The organism is Isoptericola dokdonensis DS-3, assembly GCF_001636295.1.
In the GTDB taxonomy this organism is placed as follows: Bacteria; Actinomycetota; Actinomycetes; order Actinomycetales; family Cellulomonadaceae; genus Isoptericola; species Isoptericola dokdonensis.
In genome coordinates this window covers 2,276,611-2,301,597 of record NZ_CP014209.1, presented here as the reverse complement: position 1 = coordinate 2,301,597, position 24,987 = coordinate 2,276,611, and the positions used below count along the sequence as shown (strand labels likewise).

General features: G+C 74.1%; 23 protein-coding genes. 13 read left to right on the top strand and 10 right to left on the bottom strand.

Annotated elements, in window-relative coordinates:
* Nucleotides 1-83: 83 nt before the first annotated feature.
* Nucleotides 84-2,201 (top strand): S9 family peptidase, encoded by a 2,118-nt coding sequence (locus tag I598_RS10715; RefSeq protein WP_068202945.1) that lies wholly within the window; start codon nt 84-86, stop codon nt 2,199-2,201.
* A gap of 123 nt (nt 2,202-2,324) precedes the next feature.
* Here the strand turns inward: I598_RS10715 and I598_RS17875 are convergent, their stop codons facing one another.
* Entirely contained in the window at nt 2,325-2,963 is a 639-nt protein-coding gene (locus tag I598_RS17875; protein ID WP_068202944.1) for a TetR/AcrR family transcriptional regulator, read from the bottom strand.
* A 127-nt stretch (nt 2,964-3,090) separates the two neighbouring features.
* On the opposite strand from I598_RS17875, the gene I598_RS10705 reads away from it, so the two are divergent.
* The gene (locus I598_RS10705; RefSeq protein WP_083973183.1) at nt 3,091-6,003 is read left to right on the top strand and encodes an efflux RND transporter permease subunit; all 2,913 of its coding nucleotides are present in this window, start codon (nt 3,091-3,093) and stop codon (nt 6,001-6,003) included.
* Complete coding sequence (locus I598_RS10700) at nt 6,000-8,357, top strand: YhgE/Pip domain-containing protein (protein WP_068202943.1); 2,358 nt, start codon at nt 6,000-6,002, stop codon at nt 8,355-8,357. The genes I598_RS10705 and I598_RS10700 overlap by 4 nt, the downstream gene beginning before the upstream one ends.
* Here I598_RS10700 and I598_RS10695 read toward each other — a convergent pair whose 3' ends face one another.
* The gene (locus I598_RS10695) at nt 8,358-8,570 is read right to left on the bottom strand and encodes a hypothetical protein (protein ID WP_068202942.1); all 213 of its coding nucleotides are present in this window, start codon (nt 8,568-8,570) and stop codon (nt 8,358-8,360) included. It lies immediately after the preceding gene.
* 156 nt (nt 8,571-8,726) lie between these two features.
* Between I598_RS10695 and I598_RS10690 the strand changes: the two genes are divergently transcribed.
* The gene (locus tag I598_RS10690) at nt 8,727-9,791 is read left to right on the top strand and encodes a chymotrypsin family serine protease (RefSeq protein WP_198155681.1); all 1,065 of its coding nucleotides are present in this window, start codon (nt 8,727-8,729) and stop codon (nt 9,789-9,791) included.
* A 4-nt stretch (nt 9,792-9,795) separates the two neighbouring features.
* On the opposite strand, the gene I598_RS10685 is transcribed toward I598_RS10690, so the two are convergent.
* Nucleotides 9,796-10,536 carry a GntR family transcriptional regulator gene (locus I598_RS10685; RefSeq protein ID WP_068202941.1) on the bottom strand — a complete coding sequence of 247 codons (741 nt, stop codon included), beginning with the start codon at nt 10,534-10,536 and terminating at the stop codon, nt 9,796-9,798.
* Between the two features lie 58 nt (nt 10,537-10,594).
* Nucleotides 10,595-11,041 carry a PTS sugar transporter subunit IIA gene (locus I598_RS10680; RefSeq protein WP_068202940.1) on the bottom strand — a complete coding sequence of 149 codons (447 nt, stop codon included), beginning with the start codon at nt 11,039-11,041 and terminating at the stop codon, nt 10,595-10,597.
* A 113-nt stretch (nt 11,042-11,154) separates the two neighbouring features.
* Here I598_RS10680 and ptsP point away from each other — a divergent pair, with 113 nt between their 5' ends.
* A complete protein-coding gene (gene ptsP, locus I598_RS10675) occupies nt 11,155-12,828 on the top strand; it encodes a phosphoenolpyruvate--protein phosphotransferase (protein WP_068202939.1) in 1,674 nt (557 codons plus the stop codon).
* 4 nt (nt 12,829-12,832) lie between these two features.
* On the opposite strand, the gene I598_RS10670 is transcribed toward ptsP, so the two are convergent.
* The 3 genes from I598_RS10670 to I598_RS10660 all read right to left on the bottom strand — a co-directional run bounded on the left by I598_RS10670 (nt 12,833) and on the right by I598_RS10660 (nt 15,330).
* Complete coding sequence (locus I598_RS10670; protein WP_068202938.1) at nt 12,833-14,083, bottom strand: ATP-binding protein; 1,251 nt, start codon at nt 14,081-14,083, stop codon at nt 12,833-12,835.
* 153 nt (nt 14,084-14,236) lie between these two features.
* Nucleotides 14,237-14,527 carry an HPr family phosphocarrier protein gene (locus tag I598_RS10665; RefSeq protein WP_068202937.1) on the bottom strand — a complete coding sequence of 97 codons (291 nt, stop codon included), beginning with the start codon at nt 14,525-14,527 and terminating at the stop codon, nt 14,237-14,239.
* A gap of 35 nt (nt 14,528-14,562) precedes the next feature.
* Entirely contained in the window at nt 14,563-15,330 is a 768-nt protein-coding gene (locus I598_RS10660; RefSeq protein ID WP_068202936.1) for a TetR/AcrR family transcriptional regulator, read from the bottom strand.
* A gap of 91 nt (nt 15,331-15,421) precedes the next feature.
* Here I598_RS10660 and I598_RS10655 point away from each other — a divergent pair, with 91 nt between their 5' ends.
* Nucleotides 15,422-16,402 (top strand): ABC transporter ATP-binding protein, encoded by a 981-nt coding sequence (locus I598_RS10655; RefSeq protein WP_068202935.1) that lies wholly within the window; start codon nt 15,422-15,424, stop codon nt 16,400-16,402.
* The gene (locus tag I598_RS10650; protein ID WP_232314132.1) at nt 16,399-17,259 is read left to right on the top strand and encodes an ABC transporter permease; all 861 of its coding nucleotides are present in this window, start codon (nt 16,399-16,401) and stop codon (nt 17,257-17,259) included. The genes I598_RS10655 and I598_RS10650 overlap by 4 nt, the downstream gene beginning before the upstream one ends.
* Before the next feature lie 408 nt (nt 17,260-17,667).
* Here I598_RS10650 and I598_RS10645 read toward each other — a convergent pair whose 3' ends face one another.
* On the bottom strand, nt 17,668-18,510 hold the full coding sequence (locus I598_RS10645) for an aldo/keto reductase (protein ID WP_068202934.1): 843 nt from the start codon (nt 18,508-18,510) through the stop codon (nt 17,668-17,670).
* Nucleotides 18,507-18,935 (bottom strand): MarR family winged helix-turn-helix transcriptional regulator, encoded by a 429-nt coding sequence (locus I598_RS10640; RefSeq protein WP_068202933.1) that lies wholly within the window; start codon nt 18,933-18,935, stop codon nt 18,507-18,509. The genes I598_RS10645 and I598_RS10640 overlap by 4 nt, the downstream gene beginning before the upstream one ends.
* Before the next feature lie 74 nt (nt 18,936-19,009).
* Between I598_RS10640 and I598_RS10635 the strand changes: the two genes are divergently transcribed.
* The 6 genes from I598_RS10635 to I598_RS10610 all read left to right on the top strand — a co-directional run bounded on the left by I598_RS10635 (nt 19,010) and on the right by I598_RS10610 (nt 23,433).
* On the top strand, nt 19,010-19,462 hold the full coding sequence (locus I598_RS10635) for a hypothetical protein (protein ID WP_068202932.1): 453 nt from the start codon (nt 19,010-19,012) through the stop codon (nt 19,460-19,462).
* A gap of 62 nt (nt 19,463-19,524) precedes the next feature.
* A complete protein-coding gene (locus tag I598_RS10630; protein ID WP_068202931.1) occupies nt 19,525-19,746 on the top strand; it encodes a hypothetical protein in 222 nt (73 codons plus the stop codon).
* Between the two features lie 90 nt (nt 19,747-19,836).
* Entirely contained in the window at nt 19,837-20,841 is a 1,005-nt protein-coding gene (gene trxB / locus I598_RS10625; protein WP_068202930.1) for a thioredoxin-disulfide reductase, read from the top strand.
* Nucleotides 20,838-21,944 (top strand): ACR3 family arsenite efflux transporter, encoded by a 1,107-nt coding sequence (arsB, locus tag I598_RS10620; protein WP_068202929.1) that lies wholly within the window; start codon nt 20,838-20,840, stop codon nt 21,942-21,944. Before trxB ends, arsB begins: the two co-directional genes overlap by 4 nt.
* Nucleotides 21,941-22,966, top strand: a complete 1,026-nt coding sequence (locus I598_RS10615; RefSeq protein WP_068202928.1) for a metalloregulator ArsR/SmtB family transcription factor — start codon at nt 21,941-21,943, stop codon at nt 22,964-22,966. Before arsB ends, I598_RS10615 begins: the two co-directional genes overlap by 4 nt.
* Before the next feature lie 32 nt (nt 22,967-22,998).
* Nucleotides 22,999-23,433 carry an arsenate reductase ArsC gene (locus I598_RS10610; RefSeq protein ID WP_068202927.1) on the top strand — a complete coding sequence of 145 codons (435 nt, stop codon included), beginning with the start codon at nt 22,999-23,001 and terminating at the stop codon, nt 23,431-23,433.
* A 94-nt stretch (nt 23,434-23,527) separates the two neighbouring features.
* Here the strand turns inward: I598_RS10610 and I598_RS10605 are convergent, their stop codons facing one another.
* Nucleotides 23,528-24,943 carry an FAD-dependent oxidoreductase gene (locus tag I598_RS10605; protein ID WP_068202926.1) on the bottom strand — a complete coding sequence of 472 codons (1,416 nt, stop codon included), beginning with the start codon at nt 24,941-24,943 and terminating at the stop codon, nt 23,528-23,530.
* Between the last annotated feature and the right edge of the window lie 44 nt (nt 24,944-24,987).

Genomic DNA, 24,987 nt, shown 5'->3' with positions numbered 1-24,987 from the left:
CAGGTGTTCACCTGGGGTTCGGCGCCTCGTTCCCGGAGGGTCGGTCTGCGCCCCCGGGAGGCCGCGTGTGGTAGACCCGAGTCGTGACCGACGACACCCCGGCGGAGACCCCGCCCACCCCGTTCCACGACCTCGACGCGTACGTCGCCCTCGGCCGCGTCGCGGGCCTCACGCTCGACCCGACAGGCACCCGGCTCGTGACCTCCGTGCAGACCCTGGACCCGGAGCGCACCTCCTACCGGACCGCCCTGTGGGAGGTCGACCCGACCGGCGAGCGGCCCGCCCGCCGGCTGACCCGCAGCGCGAAGGGTGAGGCGGGCGCACGGTTCGCCGCGACCGGCGACCTGCTGTTCACCTCCGCCCGGCCGGACCCGGAGGCGGGCAAGGACGCCGGTGACCCGAAGGCGGCGCTGTGGCTGCTGCCGGCCGGCGGTGAGGCACGCGTCGTCGCGACGGCCCCCGGCGGCGTCGGCGGCGTGCTCACGGCCCGGGACGCCGACGTCGTGTCCCTCACGGCCCCGGTGCTGCCGTCGGCGGACGACCTCGCCCAGGACGCCGAGCTGCGCAAGCAGCGCAAGGACCTCGCCGTCGACGCGATCTGGCACACCGGCTACCCGGTGCGGTACTGGGACCACGACCTCGGCCCCGACGCCGATCGCCGCTTCGCGTTCTCCCTCGCCGACGTCGCCGACGGCACCGCCGACCTGCGTCAGCTCACCGGCGCGGGCCGTGAGCTCGACGAGGCGAGCGCCGCGCTCTCCCCGGACGGCGCCACCCTCGTCACGACGTGGACGGTGGCCGACGCCGGTGCTGCCCGCCGCGAGACCCTCGTCGCGATCGACACCACGACGGGGGAGCGACGCACCCTCGTCGACGACCCCGACGCCGAGGCGGGCCACCCCGCGGTCTCGCCGGACGGGCGCTGGGTCGCCTACGTGACGTCGTCGATCACGTCGCCGACCGAGGCGCCCGTGGTGCGTCTCGGGCTGGTGGCCCTCGACGGGTCGGGCGAGCCGGAGATCCTGGCGGACGACTGGGACCGTTGGCCCACCGGCGCGACCTGGCTGCCCGACTCCTCCGGCCTGCTGGTGACCGCCGACGAGGACGGCCGCGGCCCCGTGTTCCTGCTGACGCTCGACACCGACCGCGCGTCGGTCACGGTGGAGCGGGTCACCGCCGACGCCGCGACGTTCTCCGACGTCGTCGTCGCACCCGACGGGGTGGCGTTCTACGCCCTGCGCGCGTCGTACGCGGCGCCCGCGGCGCCGGTGCGGGTCGATCTCGCCGCGTTCGTCGCGTCCGGGGTGCCGGGGGAGCGCGAGCCGGTCGCCGCCGTCGCGCTGCCGTCGCCCGCCCCCGCCCCGCCGCTGCCCGGCACGCTCACGGAGGTCGAGACCACCGCGGCCGACGGCTCGCGGGTGCGCGGCTGGCTCGCGCTGCCCGAGGGCGCGTCGTCCGCGGCACCGGCGCCGCTGCTGCTGTGGATCCACGGCGGCCCGCTGAACTCGTGGAACGCCTGGTCGTGGCGCTGGAACCCGTGGCTGATGGTGGCGCGCGGATACGCCGTCCTGCTCCCCGACCCGGCGCTGTCCACCGGCTACGGCCAGGAGTTCGTGCAGCGCGGCTGGGGCGCCTGGGGCGACGCGCCGTACACCGACCTCATGGCGATCACGGACGCCGTCGAGACGCGCGACGACGTCGACGCCACCCGCACCGCCGCGATGGGCGGGTCGTTCGGCGGGTACATGGCGAACTGGGTCGCCGGGCACACCGACCGGTTCCGGGCGATCGTCACCCACGCGTCCCTGTGGGCGCTCGACCAGTTCGGCCCGACGACGGACGCCGCCTGGTACTGGGCGCGGGAGATGACGCCGGAGATGGGCGAGCAGCACAGCCCGCACAAGTACGTCGGTGACATCCGCACGCCGATGCTGGTGGTCCACGGCGACAAGGACTACCGCGTGCCGATCGGGGAGGGGCTGCGCCTGTGGCAGGAGCTGCTCACGAAGTCGGGGCTGCCGGCCGCCGACGACGGCACCACCGTCCACCGGTTCCTGTACTTCCCGCACGAGAACCACTGGGTGCTCAAGCCGCAGCACGCCAAGGTCTGGTACGCCGGGGTGCTCGCGTTCCTCGCCGAGCACGTCCTGGACGTCCCCGCCGGCGAGGGCGACACCGTCCTGCCCGCCGTCCTGGGCTGACCTGGCCCTCGCGTCCCGGTCGACCGCGCCGTCGTTGTGCCCGCCACGACGACGGCGCGGTCGTCCGTGCGCTGACTCGCGAGTCAGCGCAGACGTCGGCGAGTCAGCACAGGTTCCCGCGAGTCAGTGCGGGACGACGAGGAGGTCGACGAGGCGTTCGAGCCGGGCGGCCGACTGCTGCTCCGCCGGTGCGCCGAGGACGGCGGCACGGGAGCCCGCGATCTCGGCGTCGACGAGGAGGTCGACGGCGGCCGGGGTCGGGACGGCGAAGCGCAGGCCGAAGTGCTCGAGGATGCGGTCGAGGACGGCGCCGACCTCGTCCCGCAGGCGCTGCTGGATGGCGACGTACTCGGGCGCGACGTCGGGGTGGCGCATGGCGAGGAGCTCGAACTCGGCGTTCATGAGGCACCAGTGGCGGTGCGCGGGCTCGTCGAGCTCGAAGGAGGACAGGACGCGACGGACGGTGTCGCGGAATCCTTCGGGGGTGGCGACGGAGTCGGCGTCGACGGTGCTGGTCATGGCCTCGAGGGCCTGGAGGTGCTCGCGGGCCTTGCGCTCGAACAGGGCGTGGAAGAGCTCTTCCTTGGTGGCGAAGTTGGAGTAGAAGGCGCCGCGGGTGAAACCGGCGGCCTCGCAGACGGCCTCGATGGAGGTGGCCTGCACGCCGGCGTCGGCGAAGACGGCGAACGCGGCGTCGAGGAGCCGTTCGCGCGTGCGTTCGCGGCGCGGGGAGCGCACGCTGGTGGCGGGCTCGGTGGTCACACAGGCCTCCTGGAGGTGGTTGCGGACCAAACTCTAGCCAATACAGCGGTGTATCGGATACGTTTCCGTATCGGATACAGTGCCGTATCGACTCGCCCGTCGCACGTACCTCTCCTCGGGAGCGCCTGTGTCCTCCGCCCTGTACTCGCTCGGCCGCTGGGCGGCCGGCGCCCGCCGCCTCGTCGTCGCGGCGTGGATCGGCGTCCTCGTGGTGGTCGGAGGCGTCGGAGGGATCGTCTTCCAGGGCTTCGACAACTCGATCACCATCCCCGGCACCGAGTCGCAGGAGGCCCTCGACCAGCTCGCCGCGACGTTCCCCGAGGTCAGCGGGGTCTCCGCGCAGGTGATCGTCGTCGCCCCCGACGGCGGGAGCATCGAGGACGACGACGTCCGCACCCCGGTCGAGCAGGCCGCGGACTCGTTCGGCGACATCGACGAGGTCGTCGCCGTCTCGACCCCCTACGACGAGCAGGCGGCCGCCCCGGTCAGCGACGGCGACCAGGCCACCATCGTGCAGATCCAGCTCGACGGGGACGCGTTCGCCATCAGCGACGCGACCAAGGACGAGCTCCACGACATCACCGACGAGCTCGAGGCCGCCCTCCCGGACGGCGCGCAGGCGAGCCTCGGCGGCCAGCTCTACGCCACCGAGCTGCCGGCGCTGAGCATCATCGAGGCGATCGGCGTCGTCGTCGCGCTGGTGGTCCTCATGATCACCCTGGGCTCGTTCGTCGCGGCGGGACTGCCGCTGGTCAACGCGTTCGTGGGCGTCGGGGTGTCGATGCTGCTCCTGCTCGCCGCGACGGCGTTCGGCCCGATCAACTCCACCACGCCGATGCTCGGCCTCATGCTGGGCCTGGCCGTGGGCATCGACTACGCGCTGTTCATCGTGTCGCGGCACCAGGAGCTGCTGCGCGACGGCGTGGACGTCGAGGAGTCGATCGCCCGGTCGACGGCGACGGCCGGCTCCGCGGTGGTGTTCGCGGGCCTGACGGTCATGATCGCGCTGGTGGGCCTCAGCGTCGCGGGCATCCCGTTCCTCGCCATCATGGGTATCGCGGCGGCCGTGTCCGTCGGGTTCGCCGTCCTCGTGTCCCTCACGCTGCTGCCGGCGCTGCTCGCGATGGCGGGCGACCGGCTGCGCCCCAAGCCGAAGAAGGTCCGCAAGGGTGCCAAGGGCCGCCGGCAGGCCGCACCGGCCGACGCGCACGAGAGCCGCTTCTTCACCGGCTGGGTCAAGGCCGTCACGAAGGTCCCGATCGCCACGATCCTCGTCGTCGTCGTCGCCCTGGGTGCGCTCGCCGTGCCCGCGCTGAACCTGCGCCTCGCGCTGCCCGACGCCGGCTACCTGCCGGAGGACAACGAGGCGCGCCAGACGTACGACCTGGTCGCCGAGTACTTCGGCGACGGCTTCAACGGCCCCCTCGTCGTCACCGGCACCATCGTCGAGAGCACCGACCCGCTGGGCCTCATGGACGACCTCGCCGACGAGATGCGTTCCCTGCCCGGCGTCGCCGACGTCCCGCTGGCGACCCCGAACCCGAGCGCCGACACCGGCATCATCCAGGTCGTCCCGACGGGTGCGCCGGACTCGGAGGAGACGAAGGCGCTCGTCGCGGAGATCCGCGACCGGCACGACTACTACCTCGAGACGTACGACGTCGACCTCTCCGTCACGGGCTTCACCGCCGTCGGCATCGACGTGTCGGACAAGCTCGGCGAGGCGCTGCTGCCGTTCGCCCTCGTCGTCGTCGGGCTGTCGCTGCTGCTGCTCATGATGGTGTTCCGGTCGGTGTGGGTGCCCGTCAAGGCGACGGTGGGCTACCTGCTCAGCGTGGCGGCGGCGTTCGGTGCCGTGGCGCTCGTCTTCGAGCAGGGCGTGTTCGCCGACGCCCTGCACGTGACCAAGCTGGGGCCGGTCATCTCGTTCATGCCGATCATCCTCATGGGCGTGCTGTTCGGCCTCGCGATGGACTACGAGGTGTTCCTCGTGTCCCGCATGCGCGAGGACTTCGTCCACAACGGGCGCCGCGCGCGGCTGGCGATCACGACCGGCTTCCAGGGGGCCGCAAAGGTCGTCACGGCCGCCGCGATCATCATGTTCTCCGTCTTCGTGGCGTTCGTGCCCGAGGGCGACATGACCCTCAAACCCATCGCGCTGGGCCTCGCCGTCGGTGTCGCCGTCGACGCGTTCGTGGTGCGCATGGTGCTCGTGCCCGCCGTCATGGCGTTGCTCGGGGACCGCGCCTGGTGGATCCCGCGCTGGCTCGACCGCGTCCTGCCGACGTTCGACGTCGAGGGCGAGGGCGTGGCCAAGGAGCTGCGGCTCGCGTCGTGGCCCGGGGCGCGCACCGACGGCCGCCCCGACGCCGTCGTGGTGAGCGACCTCGAGGTCGCCGGCCCGCGCGGCCCCGGGCTGGGCGAGCCGCCGGTGGTGGGGCCCGTGAGCGTGCGGGTCGCGGCCGGTGACGGTCTCGTCGTGCACGGCGACTCCTCGGCGCCCGTCAGCGCGCTCCTGCTGGCGGTCGCCGGGCGGCTCCCCGCGGACGCGGGCGTCGCGAAGGTCGAGGGCCTCGTGCTGCCGGAGCGGGCCACGTCGGTCCGCTCCCGCGTCGCCGTGGTCGACGCGGCCGACGTCGGCGGGGCACCCGCCGCGGCGGTCGCCGACGCGGTGCGCGCCGGCGCCCGGGTGCTGGTCCTGGACCGTGCGGACGTCGTCACCGGGCTGACGCCCCGGCAGGACCTCGCCGGCGCGCTGGCCTCGGCCCGCGCCGCGGGCGTGACGGTCGTCGTCGGCTCGACGGGCGTGTCCGCCACCGACCTGCTGCCCGACGGCACGCCCGTCCTCGACGTCGGCGCCGGCTTCGGCGCCCCGGCGAGGCTGCGCGGCGGCGAGCTGCCGCCACCGCCTCCGCCGGAGAGCACCCAGCACGACAACCACGGTGACCACGGTGACCCCGACCTCGCGGGGACACCCGCGGGCGAGGACCCCTCGACCGCCGACTCCCCGACGACGACCACCCAGGAGGTGCGGGCATGAACCGCGTGCGGCAGAACCCGTGGGCGGTCGCGGCCGTCGTGCTCCTTCCCCTGCTGGCGCTGGGCATCCTGCTGGCCTCGCTGTGGGACCCGATCGACCGCCTGGACACGGTGCAGGCCGCGATCGTCAACGACGACGAGCCGGTGGAGGTGGACGGCCAGACCGTGCCGCTGGGCCGCCAGCTCACCGCGGGCCTGGTGGGCGGCGCCGAGGACTCCGACGTCAACTACGACTGGAACATCACCGACGCGGAGCACGCCGCCGACGGCCTGGCCGACGGCACGTACGCGGCGGTCGTGACGATCCCGGAGGGCTTCTCGGCCGCGGCGACGTCGTTCGGGTCGGACGACCCGTCGGACGCCCGGCAGGCCACCATCGACATCTCGACGCCGCCCGGCGGGCGGGTGGTGGACGACGCGCTCGCGCGGATCGTCGCGACGACGGCGACGTCGGTCATGGGGTCGTCGCTCACGGAGACGTACGTGGACAACGTGCTCATCGGCTTCGACCAGCTCTCCGACGGCATCGGCCAGGCGGCCGACGGGGCGCACCAGCTCGCCGACGGCGCGGAGCAGTCGGCGGACGGCGCGGACCAGCTCGCGGACGGCGCCGGCGAGCTCGCGGACGGTGCCGACCAGTACGCGGCGGGCGTCGGCCAGGCCGGGGACGGCGCGGACGAGCTCGCCTCCGGTGCCTCGCAGTACGCCGCGGGCGTGGGCGCGGCGGCGGACGGCGCGGACCAGCTCGCCGACGGCGCGGACCAGCTCGCGGACGGCGTCTCGGACGCCGCGTCGGGAACGAAGCCGCTGGTGGACGGCGCGGAGCAGGTGGCGGGCGGCGTCGCGGGCGTCTCGGGCGGCATCCGGGAGACCGCGGACGGCGCCGACGACCTCGCCGACGGCGGCTACGACCTCGCCGACGGCGCGGACCAGGTGGCGGCCGGGATCGGCGGGCTCGCCGAGCAGGCGGGCGCGATCGACGCCGAGCTCCCGTCCGAGGGTGACATCGAGGCGGGCCTCGACGAGATCGCCGCCGGCTACGACGAGAACGCCGCTGCGGTCGAGGACGCCCTCGACCAGGCGGCGACGGCGCTGGGCTGCGAGGCCACCCCGACGTCGGAGGCGTGCGTGCAGCTCGCCGCCGTCGAGGAGAGCCTGTCGAGCCTGTCGAACGACGTCACGGGCGACTTCGACGCGTTCTCCGAGGCACTCGTCGGGGCGCGCGACCAGGTCACGCAGCTCGCGGACGGCACCGCACAGCTCGCCGCCGGCGCCGAGGGCGTCGCGACGGGCACGCGCGGCATCGCCGACGGCAACGCCGACCTCGCGGACGGTCTGCGCGAGCTGGCCGTCGGCAACGACGACCTCGCCGCGGGCGCGGACGGCGTCGCCGACGGCGTCTCGCAGCTCGCGGACGGCCTGGGGGAGCTCGACTCGGGTGCCGCGGGGCTGGCGACCGGGGTGTCCGGGCTGGCGTCCGGGTTCGGGGAGCTCGACTCGGGTGCGCAGGGCCTGGCGACCGGCGCGCAGGGCCTGGCGTCCGGGTTCGGGCAGCTCGAGTCCGGTGCGACGGACCTCGCGACGGGTGCGGACGGCGTCGCCGAGGGCACGGTGGGTCTGGCCGACGGCGTCGGTCAGCTCGCCTCGGGCACGGACGACCTCGCGGGCGGCCTGGACCAGACCGTGGACGGCATCCCCACCTACAGCGACTCCGAGCGGGAGAACCTGGCGACGGTCGTCGCGGACCCGGTGTCCGCACCGGGCGTGGCCGACCTGTCCACGGGGGCGACGGGCCCGCTGTTCGCGGTCGTGGCCCTGTGGCTCGGGGCGCTGGCCCTCATGACGATCTTCCCGCCGGTGGTGGCGCACGCGCTCGGCTCCACGCGTTCCGCGCTGCGCCTGACGCTCACGGCCGGGGCGGTGCCGGCCGCGATCGGCGCGGGCACGGGCGCGCTGGTCGGGGCGGTCCTCGCCGCGGTCGAGGGCGTGTCCGCGTGGGCGTGGGTCGGCGCGATCGGGGTGGGCGCCCTGGTGTCGGTGACGTTCGTCGTCACGCACCTCGGGTTCCTCGCCTGGCTGGGCAACGTGGGCCGGGGGATCAGCCTGCTCATCACGGTGCTGCTCATCGGCACGGCCGTTGTGGGGACGGTCCCGCCGGTGCTCGTGGCGGTGGCCGACTTCCTGCCGACCGGCGCCGGGTCGGACGCGCTGAGCGCCGTCGTCGTCCCGGGGGTCGGGGGCCTGGCCGGCGCGCTGACCGTCCTGGTGCTGTGGCTGCTCGCCGGGCTGGGCCTGGGCCTCGGCGCCGCCGCCCGGGCCCGCCGGACGCGGGTGGCCGCGCTGCTGCCGGGCTGATCAGCGCCGTCGGGGCAGCGGCCCGCCCGGCAGGACCGCGGGCCGGCCGCTGCCGGTCGACTGCTGCCAGTGCGCGACCAGCGCGGCATCCGCCTTCGGGCGGGCGCCACGGTCGGTGTGGGCGACCTGTCGGTACGCCAGCAGCGCCGGCAGGTCGTGGGTCAGGGCCCAGCTCACCGCGGCGTGCACGTCGTGGATCGTCGCGTGTCTCACGTCGTCAGAGAGCCCCGGTCGGCGGGTTCGTGACGCCCATCGGGGGTCGGATCGCCCCGGACACCTCAGAAGTTCCTCAACCGGTCGCCCGAGGCGTCGCGTCGTACCGGCGCGTTCGCCGCGACGACGTCGGAGGTGTCCGCCAGACTCGCGTGCATGGACCTGACGGAGGCACGCGAGACGAAGGCACAGCTCACCGACTACGCCCGTGACCTGGCCGAACGCTACGGCGTCGGTGTCACGGCGCAGACGGCTCCCGACGCGGCGCCCGCCGACGCCGTGCGCGCGCCGACCATCGCGATCGGCCTGGCGCCCGCCGCGGAGCCCGGCGAGTTCGCCATCGCGGTGCGCTACCGCCTCGGGGTCCCCGCCGCCCGTGCCGTCGTCCGGCGCGTCGCCGCGGAGGTCGCGGCCGTCGACGTCCGCCGCACCGGCCGCATCCACCGCCTCGACGCGGGCCGTCCGGCGGGCGAGCGCGTCCTGCGGCCCCAGCCGCCCGTCGCCACCGCCTACGCGCTCGGCGAGACCGGTCGCGTGCGACCGCTGCGTCCCGGGGTGTCCGTCGCGCACGTGGACGTCACGGCGGGGACCCTCGGCGGGTTCGTCGTCGCGGACCCCGACCGCACCGGCGTCGTCACCCTCCCCGGCACCCCGGAATCCGTCTACGCGCTGTCGAACCGGCACGTCCTCGACGGCGCGCCCGGCGACGGCGTGCTGCAGCCCGGCCCGGCGGACGGCGGCACCGACCCCGCGGACCGGGTGGGCGTCGTCGGGGCCGTCGTGCCGCTGGCGCGCGGGGAGCGCGCGGCGGTGGACGCCGCCGTCGCGCTCCTCGACGACCCGGACGTCGACCCCACCTACCCCGTGGGCCGCGTGTCGACCACGGCCGTCGCGGTGCCGGGCGACACCGTGGAGAAGATCGGCCGCACCACGGGCCACACGTTCGGCCGGGTGACCGCCATCGAGATGGACGACGTGCTCGTCGGGTACGGGCCGGAGCTCGGGGTCCTCGCGTTCGACGACCAGATCGAGGTGGAGTCCACGCGCGACGGGTCGTTCTCCGAGGGCGGCGACTCCGGGTCGGTCGTGTACCGGTCGGACGGCGTGGCGCTCGGTCTGCTGTTCGCCGGGTCGGAGACGGGCGGCACCGACGGCACCGGGCTGACGTACGTCAACCCGATCGGCGCCGTGCTGGACGCGCTGGGCGTGCGGCTGGTGTGACCCGTCAGCCGCCGACCGGCCCGGGGGAACGTGCCCCGTCGAGCGGCACGAACATGGCGTAGCGGTCGCCGCGGAACGACGTCAGCGAGTGGATGAGCGGGACGTCGTGGGCGAACGTGCGCCGGTCGATCCGCAGCACCGCCCGCGTGCCCGGCATGCCGAGCAGCCTGCGTTCCTCCTCGGTGGCGTCCGCGGCGGAGATCGTCTCGGCCCCGTCGGTGGGCGGGTGGCCGTGGGCGCGCAGGGCGGCGTCCAGCGACTCCGGCACGCCCCCGTGCAGCAGCTGCGGGGCGAGCCCGGCGGGGATCCACGCGTCCTCCACGGCCCAGGGCTCGCCGTCGGCGGTGCGCAGCCGCTGCACGCGGTGGACGAGGGCGCCGGGGTCCAGGGCGAGGGTGTCCGCCACGCCGGCGGGGGCGGGCAGGGTGACGGCGACCAGCACCCGCGAGCCCGGCGTCATGCCGCGGCGGCGGACCTCCTCGCCGAACGTCGTGATCCGCATCTGGAAGTCCGCACGCGGCGGGGCGACGAACGTGCCCCGGCCCTGCGCCCGTTCCAGCAGGCCCTCGGCGACGAGGACGTCCACGACCCGGCGCACCGTCGTGCGGGCGACCCCGAACCGGGCGGTGAGCTCCCGCTCGGACGGGACGAGGTCGCCGACGGCCAGCTCGCGCACGAGTTCCGTGAGGTACGCCCGCAGCCGGTCGGACCGGTGGGCCGGTGCGGCGTCCGCTGCCGTCGACATGGTCCCCTCCCGGTGCGACGTCGAGCCGTCGGTGCAGTCTGGCAGACGCCCGGACCTCTCAGCCGACGCGCAGCAGCGGGTCGCCGGGCGCGACGACGCTCCCCGGCGCGGCGAGCACGACGAGGGCGGCCGGGTCGGCCTCGAGCACGACGACAGGGCAGACGGTGGCGCGGCCCCCGGCACGCACGGCGGGCGGGTCCCAGGCGACGAGGGGCTGACCGGCGGTGACGTCGTCGCCGACCGTCGTGCGGACGTCGAACCCCGCGCCGCCGAGCTGGACGGTGTCGATCCCGAGGTGGACGAGCACCGCGCCGTCGGCGGCCTGCACGACGAACGCGTGCGGGTGCAGCGACACGACGCGGCCGTCGACGGGGGCGACGACGACGCCGTCGGCGGGCTCGACGCCGACGCCGGGACCCACCATCTGCTCGGCGAACACGGGGTCGGGGACGTCGGTGACGGCGACGACGGTCCCCGCGACGGGGGACAGGACGGTGAGCGGCACGGATCCTCCTGGTCGGGCGACGGCACCTGTTGACACAGGCTGCACCATCGACCACTCTGCCAGCCAGGGGGCCGGGCCACCGTGCCCTCGCGCGACCCGGGGAGGTGAGCGGTGTGAGCACGACGCTCACCGGGGCGCCCGTCAGCCCGGGCCGCGCGGCAGGACCAGCGGTGACGATGCCGGACCCCGTGCCGGAGCCCCGCACGAGCCGCCTCGCCGGAACGGACGTGGAGACCGCCGTCGAACGGCTGGGGGAGGCCGCGCGCAGCGTGCGCGACGAGCTGACGGAGCGGGCCGCCGCAGCGACGGGCACGGCTGCGGACCTGCTGGCGGTCACGGCGGCGATGGCCGCGGACCCGGCGCTGGTGTCCGACGCCGAACGGCGGATCCGGGTGGACCGGCTCACCCCGGAGCGCGCCATCTGGGACGCGGCCCGCGGGCTGGCGCGCCAGCTCGAGAAGATCGGCCCGCCGCTGTCCGAGCGGGCCCGGGACGTGCGCGACGTCCGGGACCGGATCGTCGCGGAGCTCATCGGGGTGCGCCCGCCGGGCGTGCCGCGCCCCGACCACCCGTTCGTCCTCGTGGCCGACGACCTCGCCCCGGCCGACACCGCCACCCTCGACCCGGAGGTCGTGCTCGGCGTCGTCACGAGCGGTGGCGGCCCGACGTCGCACACCGCGATCCTCGCCCGCGCCCTCGGCATCCCGGCGGTCGTCGCGGTGCGCGGCGCCGAGCAGATCGTCGACGGCGAGATCATCCTGCTCGACGGCGGTGCGGGCGTCGTGGTGCGCGCGCCGGACCCCGCGACCGTCGCCGCGGCGCAGCAGCGCGAGGCGGCCCGCCGCGCCTTCGACGGCACCGGCCGGACGGCCGACGGCACCCGTGTCGAGCTGCTGGCCAACGTGGCCGACCCTGCGGGGGCGCAGGCCGCGACCGAGGCGCACGCGGAGGGCGTGGGACTCTTCCGCACCGAGTTCTGCTTCCTCGGCCGCAGCGCCGAGCCGGCGGTGTCCGAGCAGGTCGCGGCGTACCGGCGGGTGCTGGCGTCGTTCCCGGGCCGCAAGGTCGTGGTGCGCACCCTGGACGCGGGCGCCGACAAGCCGCTGCCGTTCGTGACGTCCGACGGCGAGCCCAACCCGGCGCTCGGTGTGCGGGGTCTGCGGACCGCCGTCCGGCGTCCCGCGGTGCTGGACCGTCAGCTCCAGGCGATCGCCACGGCGGCCGACGCGGAGAACGCCGACGTGTGGGTCATGGCGCCCATGGTGTCCACCGCCGCCGAGGCCGCCGAGTTCGTCGCGGCGTGCGCCCGGCACGGGCTGAGCACGGCCGGGGTGATGATCGAGGTCCCGGCCGCCGCGCTGCGGGCCGCGAGCGTCTTCGAGCACGCCGCGTTCGGCAGCCTCGGCACGAACGACCTCGTGCAGTACACGATGGCCGCGGACCGCATGCTCGGCGACCTCGCCACCCTGTCGACGCCGTGGCAGCCCGCCGTGCTCGACCTGGTGCGGGCCACGTGCGACGGCGCCGCCGTCCACGGTCGCCCGGTCGGGGTGTGCGGCGAGGCGGCCGCCGACGCCACCCTCGCGCCCGTGCTCGTCGGGCTGGGCGTGCGCTCCCTGTCGATGACGCCGCGGGCGCTCGCCGACGTCGCGGCGGTCCTGGCGCGCGTCGACCTCGACGAGTGCCGGCGTCTCGCCGACCTCGCGCTGGCGGTCGACGACCCCATCGCCGCCCGGTCGGCGGTGCGCGACGCGATCCGTCCCGTCCTCACCGACCTGGGTCTCTGACAGGTCAGGTCCAGAGCCGGTCGACCGGAAGTGCATGGATGCGGTCGTCCATCTGATATCCGGTCTCGCCGGTGTAGAAGGTGATCCCTGCGGCGAACGACGGGCCGAGGCGGTCTCGGAGTGCGACGAGCGGTGAGATCTGAGCCTTCTTCACATGGTCCCCGGCTTTGACCTCGATGGCGACGACGGTGCCGTCGTAGCGCTCGAGCACGAGATCGACCTCCACGTTGTCCCGCGTGCGCCAGTAGCCGGCGGTCACCGGTTCGTGCATCCAGGTCGACTGCCGGATGGCCTCCTGGACGACGAACGACTCGAGCAGGTGCCCGAACTCGGTGAGGGCGGATGGATCGAGTCGTCGCAGCTTGGACGGACTCAGTCGCAGCAGATGGGCGCCGATCCCCGAGTCGACGACGTGAATCTTCGGGGCCTCGATGCTTCGCGGCAGGACGGTCGTTCCCCATGCGGGGAGCCGACGGACGAGGAACAGTGCTTCGAGGAGTTCGACGTAGGCCGACGTGGTGTCCCACGACGGCGCCACATCCTGGGTGACCTTGGAGATGTTGAGGACGCTGGCGGTCTGTCCGACGGTGCGCGTCAGTACGTCCCTGAGGTCCGACCGGCGGCCGATACGACGCAGCTCGCCGGCGTCGCGCTCGATCGACTGTCGCACGTGTGCTTCGAACCAGCGTGACCGGTCGGGATCTGTCGGTTGGGTGAGAGCGAGCGGCATGCCGCCGCGTGTCACGCGAGCGACATACTCCGTCCGCGAGGTCGCCGTTGCGGCGAGGCGGTGCTGGATGTCTCCGTCGAATGCTCGGGCGATGAGGTCGTTGTCGGTCCCGTCGATCTCGGTCTGCGTGAGTGGTGCGACCGACAGCCGTTGGAGACGACCTGTGAGCGCCTGCGTTCCCTGCGGAAGGGACTCGTAGCTGGTCGATCCCGCGAGGACGAACATCCCGGCCTGGGTGTGCTGGTTGAGCCGAGCCTTGATCGCGTCCAGGAGCAGCGGGGCCTTCTGGTACTCGTCGATGAGCACCGGTAGGTCTGCCCCGACGAGCGTCGACGGACTGCTGTGGGCGAGCTGGAGGTAGTCCTCGCGATCAAGGTCGATCACCGTCGCGTCCGTGGCTGACGCCACCTCACGGAGCAAGGTCGACTTTCCGACGCCACGGGGCCCTTCGAGAAGGAGGACGGGGGCCGTCGCCGAGCGATCACGGACGATCCTGGACATGCGACGCTCGATCAAGTGCTCCATGCCCTCGACGATAGCGTGAAGTCGGAACCTGCCGCAGGCTTTCATCGGATCTCGCCGGATCAGAAAGTCGGAACTGGCCGCCCTTCTGGGTCGGAACCAGCCTGGGCGATCCGGTGTGTGCGGTGTGCGTTCGACCGTGCCTGCGCCCGGGGGTCACGGGGTCCCTTCGGGGGCGCCGCCCCTCCTGGCAAGGAACTCCTCCAGCGCGTCCAGGGCGGCGGTCGCGGTGGCGGGGTCGGCGTCGTCGTCGGCGTGCAGGACGACGGCGGTGCCGGCGTCGGCGCCGAGCGTCATCACTCCCAGGACGCTGGCCGCGTCCACGGGACCGGCGCCTGCGCGCGAGATGCGCAGCGCGACCCCCTGATCGGCGGCGAGACGGGCGAACCGGGCCGCCGTGCGGGCGTGCAGGCCCTCGGCGATCTCCACGACGGTGTGGCGTTCCATGGACGCATCATGACGGATCGGCGGGCGCGGCGCCGTCAGCCCCGGCCGGTGGTTCCGTGCTCGGCCGCGGCGCGGTCGACGGCGAGCTCGACGCCGTCGAGCAGACGCTGGAACGTGGCCTCGAACGACGCGTGGCCGGTGTCGAAGCCCCCGGCCTCCCAGACGCGGGTCATGGTGGGGTAGCGGGCGGGGTCGAACCAGGTGCCCCAGAACTCGGACATCGACTCCCAGTAGTCGTCGTTGCTGGTGCCGGTGCTCGATCCCTCGGCCTGCTCGGCGACGGCGGCGCGGGCGAGGCCGCGGACGGTCGAGTCGACCAGCCCGATGACCTCGACGACGCGTCCGGCGGGCAGGCCGGCCTCGGACAGCACGCGCAGGCCGGCCTCCTCGGCGTCGAGCACGTGCGGGGCGAGCGGGAGCCGCCACATGTTGGTCTGCAGGATCCACGGGTGGCGCAGGTAGAGGTCGTGGTGCTCGGTGGCGTACCGGGTCAGGGCGTCCCGCCAGGGCGCGCCGGGCTCGGGCAGCGTGAGCTCGGCGAACGCGGCGTCGATCATGAGGTCGATCAGCTCGGTGCGGCCGGGGACGTAGGTGTAGAGGGTCATGGCGCCGACGCCGAGGTGGCCCGCGACCTTGCGCATGGACAGCGCCTCCAGCCCGCCCGCGTGCGCGACGGCGATGCCCGCGGCGACGACGTCGGGGAGCGTGAGGGTGGCGCGCCGGCCCCGGGTGGAGGGCTGCGGCGGGTCCCAGAGCAGGGCGAGCCGGCGGCTGGTGTCCTCGGCCGGGCGGGTGTCGGTCATCGGGGCCTCCGGGTCTTCCGTCGCTTTCCCGTACAGCGTATGCTAACGTTCGTCGCTCCATTTCAGTACAACGTACGGAAGGCGGGTCCTCATGATCCGAGCGCGCGGTCTCACCAAGACCTTCCAGCGCGGCAAGGAGAAGGTCGAGGCGGTCAAGGGCATCGACGTCGACGTCGCCGAGGGCGAGCTCGTCGCCTTCCTCGGCCCCAACGGCGCCGGCAAGTCCACCACCCTGCGCATGCTCACCTCCCTGCTGGCCCCCACCGCGGGCACCGCGAGCGTCGCCGGGTATGACGTCGTCACCCACCCCACCCAGGTGCGGGCCCGGCTCGGGTTCATCGGCCAGGGCAACGGCGGCGGCTTCAGCTACCAGGTGCGCGACGAGCTGGACAACCAGGGGCGCTTCTACGGGCTGGCGCCCGCCGAGTACCGCCGCCGCGCGGCCGACCTGATCGAGGCGCTCGAGCTCGGCGGGCTCGAGAAGCGCACCGTGCAGTCGCTCTCCGGAGGGCAGCGACGTCGGCTCGACGTCGCCCTCGGCCTCATGAACCACCCGCCGCTGCTGTTCCTCGACGAGCCCAGCACCGGCCTCGACCCGCACGCCCGCGCCAACCTGTGGGAGCACATCACCGCCATGCGCGAGCGGTTCGGCATGACCATCGTGCTCACCACGCACTACCTCGAGGAGGCCGACGGCATGGCCGAGCGCGTGGTCGTCATCGACCACGGCGAGATCATCGCCGACGCCGCGCCCGCCGCCCTCAAGCGCGAGCACGCCGACGACGTCGTCACCCTCGGCACCACGCCCGGCTCGCCCGACACCGCCCGGCGGGCGCTCGGCGCCGTCGTCGGCGACGGCACGCCGCACACCGGCACCGTCGAGGTCGACGAGGCGCCCGACGGCCTGACCGTGCGCATCGCCACCGCCCAAGGGGCCGAACGACTCCCCGAAGCCATCGACGCCCTGCGCGGCGTCGGCCTGGCCACCACGTCGGCGACCGCCAAGCAGGCCAGCCTCGACGACGTGTTCCTCAACCTGACCGGCCGCAGCCTGCGCGAGGAGGCCGCATGAGCACCGCAGGAGGGGCCCCGATGACCACCGACACCACCACCGCCACGCCCGGGACGGTCCACGAGGAGGCGCGGATCGTCACGCGCACCGGACCCGGCAAGTTCGTCGCCGACACCCGAGCCGTGTTCCACCGCGAGATCCTGCTGACGCTGCGCGACCCGTTCACGCTCGTCTTCTCCCTGCTCCAGCCGCTGGTGTTCCTCGGGTTGTTCGCGCCGCTGCTCACCGGCACGTTCGGCGGCACCGGCATGTCCACCGCCGACACCCTCCAGTGGTTCGTGCCCGGCGTCATCGTCATGATCTCGCTGTTCGGCACCTCCATGACCGGGTCCAACCTGCTCTACGAGCTCATGACCGGCTCCTACGAGCGGGTGCTCGCCACCCCGCTGTCGCGCTCCGCGATCCTCGTGGGCCGGGCGCTCAAGGAGTTCGCGCCGCTGGTCGTGCAGGGCCTGCTCATCGCCGTGCTGTGCCTGCCGTTCGGCTTCACCTTCAACCCCCTGTACGCGCTCGCCGGGCTCGTGCTGCTCGGCGTGTTCGGTGTCGGGATCGGCGCGCTGTCCTACGCCCTCGGCCTGGCCGCCAAGAACCGCGAATGGCTGTTCTGGGGCGTGCAGCAGGCGCTGCTGTTCCCGCTGCTCATCCTCTCCGGGATGATGCTGCCCCTGGAGGCCGGCCCGGGCTGGATGCAGGTCGCGGCGAAGTTCAACCCGCTCACCTACATCGTCGACGCCGAACGGGCGCTCTTCGCCGGAGACATCGGGGACCCCGTCGTCCTGTGGGGAGTGCTGGCGGCCGCGATCACCTGCGCCGTGGGGCTGGTCGTGGGCATCCGGGCGACGCGCCGCCTCACCTGATCGTCGCTGCTCGGGTGGCCGGGGTGTGGCGGGGTCCGCGCGCGCCCGCGTTCACGGTCGCTGCGCGACCTGCCACTTCGGGAAGGAGACGGGCGCGCGCGGACCCCGCCACACCCCGCCCGCGTTCACGGTCGCTGCGCGACCTGCCACTTCGGGAGAGAGACGGGCGCGGGCGGACCCGCCACTCGCCTGGGTCGTCACCGCCGTGGCCTCCGCCGTCCTTGCCCTCACCCGACGTGACGCCCTCCGCCGTGCCGTTGGCGCGCCCGGGGCGAGCGGGCCACCGTCGGGGTGGGGGTGGTGCTGCGCGCGGCCGTCTCTTTCCCGAAGTGGCAGGTCGCCCTGCGACCGTGAACGCGGCCGCGCGCAGCACCACCTCCACCCCCACCCCCACCCCGAACCCGCCCGTCAGCGGCCGGTGTTGTTCATCTCGTCCGGGTGCGAGCCGATGCGCTCACCGCGGTCGAGGGCGGTGATGTCGGCCATGTCGGCCTGCGAGAGCTCGACGTCAAACAGGTCGAAGTTCTCCGCGATGCGGGACGGCGTCACCGACTTGGGGAAGACGACGTCGCCGCGCTGGAGGTGCCAGCGCAGGACCACCTGGGCGGGGGTCTTGCCGTGGTCGGTGGCGATGCGGACCACGGTCGGGTCCTCCAGGACGGCGCCGCGGCCGAGCGGCGACCAGGCCTCGGTGACGATGCCGTGCTCGGCGTCGAACGCGCGGACCTCCTCGTTGCCGAGCCACGGGTGCACCTCGACCTGGTTGACGGCCGGCACGACGGTGGTGTCGGCGAACAGGTGACGCAGGTGGTGCGGCTGGAAGTTGGAGACGCCGATGGCGCGGGCGCGGCCGGACGCGTAGATCTCCTCCAGGGCTCCCCACGCCTCGACGAACTTCCCGACGGCGGGCAGCGGCCAGTGGATGAGGAACAGGTCCACGTGCTCCAGACCGAGGGTCTCCAGGGACCGGTCGAACGCGGCGAGCGCGTCGTCGCGGGCGTGGAACGCGTTGTTGAGCTTGGTGGTGATGTACAGCTCGTCACGCTCCAGGCCGGCCGCCGCGATGGCCTCGCCGACGCCGGCCTCGTTGCGGTACATCTGCGCGGTGTCGATGTGCCGGTAGCCGGTCTCCAGCGCGGTGAGGACCAGGTCGCGCGTGTCCTGCGGCGGGATCTTGAACGTGCCGAACCCGAGCTGCGGGATCGACGTGCCGTTGTTGAGGGGCAGGGACGGGATCGCTGTGGTGCTCATCGGTCCATCCTGTCGCCGAGTCGGGCGAGGAGCGAGGCGAGCCGTCGGCGGTCCTCGGGGCCCAGGGGTGCGAGCACCTCGTCCTGGACGCTGCGGACGACGGCGTCGAGCCGGTCGAGCTCCGTGCGTCCGGCGGGGGTGAGGCGGACGACGTTGCGGCGGCGGTCGGCGGGGTCGGGGGAGCGGTGCACGAGCCCGTCGCTCTCGAGCGTGGCGAGGGTGGCGACGACGTCGCTGCGGTCGACGGCGACGCGGCGGCCGAGCTCGGCCTGGCTGAGGTGGTCGTGCTCGAGCGCGGCGAGGATCCGGTAGTGGTACCCGCGGCTGCCGGCGGCGGCGAGGGCGCCGTGCAGGAGGCGCTGCGCGCGCAGGTTGGCGCGGGACAGGAGCCAGGTGGGCAAGGCGGAGATCCTGTCGTGGGGCATGGAGTCAGGATAGGACTGTTGGTGCAACCAACGAAAGCGTATCGTTGGCCACACCAACGATATGGAGGCTTCCCGTGGACCAGATCCCCTTCGGCCCGCAGCTCGTCGGCGAGACCGAGAAGGCGCTCGACGCCCTGCTCCGCCGCGAGCTCGCCCCCACCGGGCTCACCCCGCGGCACTGGGTCACGCTGCGGCTCGCCCTCCAGCGCGACGGTGTTCGCGACGGCGGGGCTCTCGGCGCCAGGTCGCCCGACGACGGCACCGGCCTCGCCGAGCACGTCATCGCGCGGGCCCACCTCGACGACGCCCCGCGTCTCGTCGGTGACCTCCGGGCCGCCGGGCTGCTGGACGGCGACGAGCCCACCTGTGCCGGGCGCGACCTCGTCGACGTGGTGCAGGCCCGGGTGCGCGCCGTCGTCGGCCCCGTCCTGGCGGACCTGCCGCCCGCCGACGCGGCCGCCGCCGCCCGCGCCCTGGACGCCCTGCGGGCCGGGGTGCGCCGCGCGCTCGCCGCCGCCGCGACCTGACGGCACCCCTGGGCCGACGGGGTCGGTCGGGGGCACAATGGAGGTACACCAGGAGGTGCTCGATGGTCACCATGAACGAGGCGCGATCCGCCAAGGCGGAACTGCGCGAGTCGCTGCGCAGCGTCGACGGCGTCCAGGGCGTCGGGCTCGCCCGGCGCGGGGACGACCACGACTGGGTGCTGCAGGTGAACGTCCTCAACGTCCGCGCCCGCAAGGACGTCCCGCCGGACGTCCACGGCGTGCCGGTGCGGGTCAGCGTCGTCGGCGCGGTCACCACGCTCTGATCGCCCCGGGCCCACTGGTCCCCGCCACCCGCAGAGGGTTGTCTCTCGGCGGTCTTGCGCGCCTGCATTGAACTCTGTCAATATAGAAGCATGTCGATACAGAACCTCCACGACCTCGTCATCGTGGGTTCCGGCCCTGCCGGGTACACCGCGGCGATCTACGCGGCCCGTGCCGGGCTCGCCCCGGTCGTGGTCGCGGGTTCGGTGACCGCCGGTGGCGCCCTGATGAACACCACCGAGGTGGAGAACTTCCCCGGGTTCCCCACCGGGGTGCAGGGCCCCGACCTCATGGAACAGCTGCGTGAGCAGGCCGAGAAGTTCGGCGCGAAGGTCCTGTGGGACGACGCCGAGACCCTGGACCTGACCGGCCAGGTCAAGACGGTCACCACCGGCGGCGGGGAGACGTTCCGTGCCCGCGCCGTCATCCTGGCCACCGGGTCCGCCTACCGTGAGCTCGGCCTGCCCGACGAGAAGCGCCTGTCCGGGCGCGGGGTGTCCTGGTGCGCGACCTGCGACGGGTTCTTCTTCCGCGACCAGCACGTCGTGGTCGTCGGCGGCGGCGACTCCGCCATGGAGGAAGCGACCTTCCTGACCCGGTTCGCCTCGAAGGTCACCGTGGTGCACCGCCGCGACGCGCTGCGCGCCTCCAAGATCATGGCCGACCGCGCCACCGCCGACCCCAAGATCGACTTCGCGTGGAACAGCGCCGTGGTGGCCATCCACGGCCAGGACAAGGTCACCGGCGTGCGCCTGCACGACACCGTCACCGGCCTCGAGACCGACCTGGACGCCACCGGCCTGTTCGTCGCCATCGGCCACGACCCCCGCAGCGAGCTCCTGGCCGGGCAGATCGACCTCGACGACGAGGGCTACGTCCTGGTCGAAGGCCGCACCACCCGCACCAACCAGCCCGGGGTGTTCGCCTGCGGCGACCTCGTCGACCACACCTACCGCCAGGCCATCACCGCCGCCGGGTCCGGCTGCGCCGCCGCCCTCGACGCCCAGGCCTACCTCGCCGACCTCGCCGGCCAGGACCAGCCCGACCCCGAGAACCTTCCCGACGCGCTCGACACCGACCTGGGAGAGGCCCGATGACCGCCGCACCGGCCGCGCCGCGGCTCTCGACGCTCGACCGCTGGCTGCCGGCGTGGATCGGGCTGGCGATGGTGGTCGGACTGCTGCTGGGCCGGTTCGTGCCCGCGCTGTCGGACGTCCTGGTGGCGCTCGAGGTCGGCGGGATCTCGGTGCCGATCGCGCTCGGCCTGCTGGTGATGATGTACCCGGTGCTGGCCAAGGTGCGCTACGACAAGGTCGCCGCCGTCACGGGGGACAAGCGGCTGCTGGTCAGTTCGCTGGTGCTCAACTGGGTGGTCGGCCCCGCGCTGATGTTCGCCCTCGCGTGGATCTTCCTGCCCGACCTGCCGGAGTACCGCACCGGTCTGATCATCGTGGGGCTGGCGCGCTGCATCGCGATGGTCGTCATCTGGAACGACCTCGCGTGCGGTGACCGGGAGGCAGCGGCCGTGCTCGTGGCGGTCAACTCCGTCTTCCAGGTGGTCGCGTTCTCTTTGCTCGGCTACTTCTACCTCACCGTGCTGCCCGGCTGGCTGGGCCTCGACACGCAGGGTCTGGACGTCTCCGTCGGTCAGATCGCGCTCAACGTGCTCGTGTTCCTCGGGATCCCGCTCGCCGCCGGGTTCGCCTCCCGCCTCGTCGGCGAACGGGTCAAGGGCCGTGACTGGTACGAGGAGCGGTTCGTGCCCCGCATCGGGCCGTGGGCGCTGTACGGGCTGCTGTTCACCATCGTGCTGCTGTTCGCCCTCCAGGGTGAGCAGGTCACGTCCCACCCGCTCGACGTCGTCCGCATCGCCGTGCCGCTGCTCGTGTACTTCGCGGCGATGTGGGGGCTCGGGATGGTGCTCGGCCGCGCGCTGCGGCTCGGGTACGCCCGCTCGACGACGCTCGCGTTCACCGCGGCGGGCAACAACTTCGAGCTCGCCATCGCGGTCGCGATCGGCACCTTCGGCGCCGCCTCCGGCGAGGCGCTGGCCGGTGTCGTCGGGCCGCTCATCGAGGTCCCCGTGCTGGTGGGCCTGGTCTACGTGTCGCTGGGGGTCGCCCGCCGCTGGTTCGGCGTCGACCCGTACGCCGCCCGCCCGGACGGCGTGGGACGAGAGCTGGACGAGGTGAGGTCATGACCACCGAGACGAACCGGGGCGCGCTGCCGCTGACCGTGCAGGACCCGGGCTGCGGTCCACGGGTCGAGTCGCACGCCATCGGCACCGACGCCGCCGCCACCGTCGCGACCACGCTCAAGGCGCTGGCCGACCCGCTGCGGCTGCGGATGCTGTCCTTCATCGCCACCGCGCGGGACGGCGAGGCGTGCGTCTGCGACCTGGCGGACCTGACCGACGTCTCCCAGCCCACGGTGAGCCACCACCTCAAGGTGCTGCGCGACGTCGGCGTGCTGACCTCCGAGCGTCGCGGCACGTGGGTCTGGTACAGCATCACCCCGGGGTATCAGGCGGCGACCAGCACCCTGCTGGAGTCGTTCGCCCCCGCGGCGGTCCACGCCCTGGGCGAGCACCCGCACCTCACGGTGCTCGAGGACGCCGACGCCGCCCTGGAGCACCTCGCCGCCGAGCTGACGGCCACCCACCCCGGCGTGGGGGCCGACGTCGTGCTGCGCACCGTGCGCGAGTCGTACACCGCGCTCGCCCGGTCGGCGAAGGTGTCGGCGCACCTGCTCGCCCTGACCGACCGGTTCGCGCGCCAGCGCCTCGCCGACCTCGCCCGGCTCCCGCAGGACGCGCGCCCGCAGGTGCTGTTCGTGTGCGTCGCCAACGCGGGGCGGTCCCAGCTCGCCGCCGCGCTCGTGCGCCACTACGCCGGCGACCGCGTCGTCGTCCGCTCCGCCGGGTCCACGCCCGCCGCGGACGTCCACCCGGCCGTGCGGCCCGAGCTCGCCGCGCTCGGCACGACAGACCCGTTCCCCAAGCCGCTCACCGACGACGCCGTCCGCGCCGCGGACGTCGTGGTCACGATGGGCTGCGGCGACGTCTGCCCCGTCCTGCCCGGCACCCGCTACGAGGACTGGCTGGTGGGCGACCCCGCCCTGGCGTCCCCCGCCGGGGTGGCCGCCATCCGCGACGAGCTCGACACCCGGGTGCGGGCCCTGCTCGCCGACCTGCTGCCCGACCTCGACCTGACCACCCGCTGAGCCCGCTCACCCCGATCGACTGGAGCCGCACCATGACCGACACGACCACCAAGCCGTCCGCCCTGTTCGTCTGCGTCCACAACGCCGGACGCTCCCAGATGGCCGCCGGGTTCCTGCGCGAGCTGTCCGGCGGCGCCGTCGAGGTCCGCTCGGCCGGCTCCGCCCCGAAGGACACGATCAACCCCGTCGCCGTCGAGGCCATGGCCGAGCGCGGCATCGACATCACCGCCGAGCAGCCGAAGGTCCTCACCACGGAGGCGGTGCAGGCCTCCGACGTCGTCATCACGATGGGCTGCGGCGACGCGTGCCCGATCTTCCCCGGCAAGCGCTACGAGGACTGGCAGCTCGACGACCCCGCCGGTCAGGGCATCGACGCCGTCCGCCCCATCCGGGACGAGATCGAGCGTCGCATCCGCGAGCTGCTCGCCTCCCTCGACGTCGAGCCCGTCGCGCTGCCCGCCGTCTGAGTCCGGCGGTCGGGCCTCCCACCGACGACGACGCCGGCCGCACCCCACGGGGCGGCCGGCGTCGTCGTGACCTGGCGTTGTCCACCGGTCGGGGTCAGGCGTCCTCGCCGTCGCCCGAGCGGCCGTGCGGGACGCCCGAGGCGAAGCCGACGCCGGACGGTGCGCCGACGCCGAGCGTGACGAGCTGCGGCTCGCTCGACGCGGTCCCGCAGCAGGACCCGGCGGCGTCGCCGTCGGCCTCCAGCGCGAGGTCGCTGGAGCAGACGCCGGTCGCAGGCAGGTCCAGCTCGACGGCGTCGGCCGCCGCCCGGTCGCCCGCCAGCGCCGCCGCGACGGACCGCACCTGCTCGTACCCGGTGGCCAGCAGGAACGTCGGCGCGCGGCCGTACGACTTCATGCCGACGAGGTAGAAGCCGTCGTCCGGGTGGGCGAGGACCTGCTCGCCGTGCGGCGGCACGGTGCCGCACGAGTGCTGGTTCGGGTCGATGAGCGGCGCCAGCGCGCTCGGTGCCTCGACGACGGGGTCGAGGTCGAGACGCACCTCGCGCAGCATGCCCAGGTCGGGCCGGAACCCGGTGGCGTTGACGATCGCGTGCACGTCCAGGGCCAGCGGCGCGTCCTTGGTGGTGCCGAGCACCTGCACGGAGCCGTCGCCCGGGACGAGGCGTTCGATCGACACCCGGGTCAGGAGCTGGAGCCGACCGGCGTCCACGGCGTCCCGCAGGCGCGTGCCGAGCAGCCCGCGCGCCAGGAGCTCGTCGTCGGTGCCGCCGCCGAACAGCCGGCGCGCCGACCCGCCGCGGATCGCCCACGTGATCGTCGTGCCGGGCGTGGTCTCCGCGAGCTCCACGAGGCTGAGCAGGGTGTTCGCCGCGGAGTGGCCCATGCCCACCACGAGCGTGTGCCGGCCCGCGAAGCGCTCGCGATCGGCGCCGAGGACGTCGGGCAGCGGGCCGGTGACGAACCCGGTGGCGTCGGCCTCGCCGGCCGCGGGCAGGCCGCTGACGCCGAGCGGGTTCGACGTCGAGAACGTGCCGGACGCGTCGATGACGGCGCGGGCGAGCACGTCGGTCACGCGACCACCCGCGTCGACGGTCCGTACGCGGTAGCCGCGGCGCTCGCGGCCGAGCGAGCGGGTCTTGTCGGCGCCGTCGCGGGCCACCGCCAGCACGCGGGTGCCGGTGCGCAGGCGGGCGGCGAGCTGCGGGGTCGCGGCCAGCGGCGCGAGGTACGCGTCGACGAGCTCGCGGCCGGTCGGCAGGACGTCGGGGTCGGGCTCGGCCCAGCCGGTCGGGGCGAGCAGGCGTCGTGCCGCAGCGTCGACGTCGTACCGCCACGGCGAGAACAGGCGGACGTGACCCCACGAGTCGATCGCCGCGCCGGCCCGGTCGCCGGCCTCCAGCACCAGCGGTTCCAGCCCGCGCTCCAGCAGGTGCGCCGCCGCGGCCAGCCCCACGGGCCCCGCGCCGACGACGACCACCGGCAGATCGTTCCGAGCGACCTCGCTCATCACCACTCCTCACATCGAGAAACATCGATATGGCGATCCTGGAC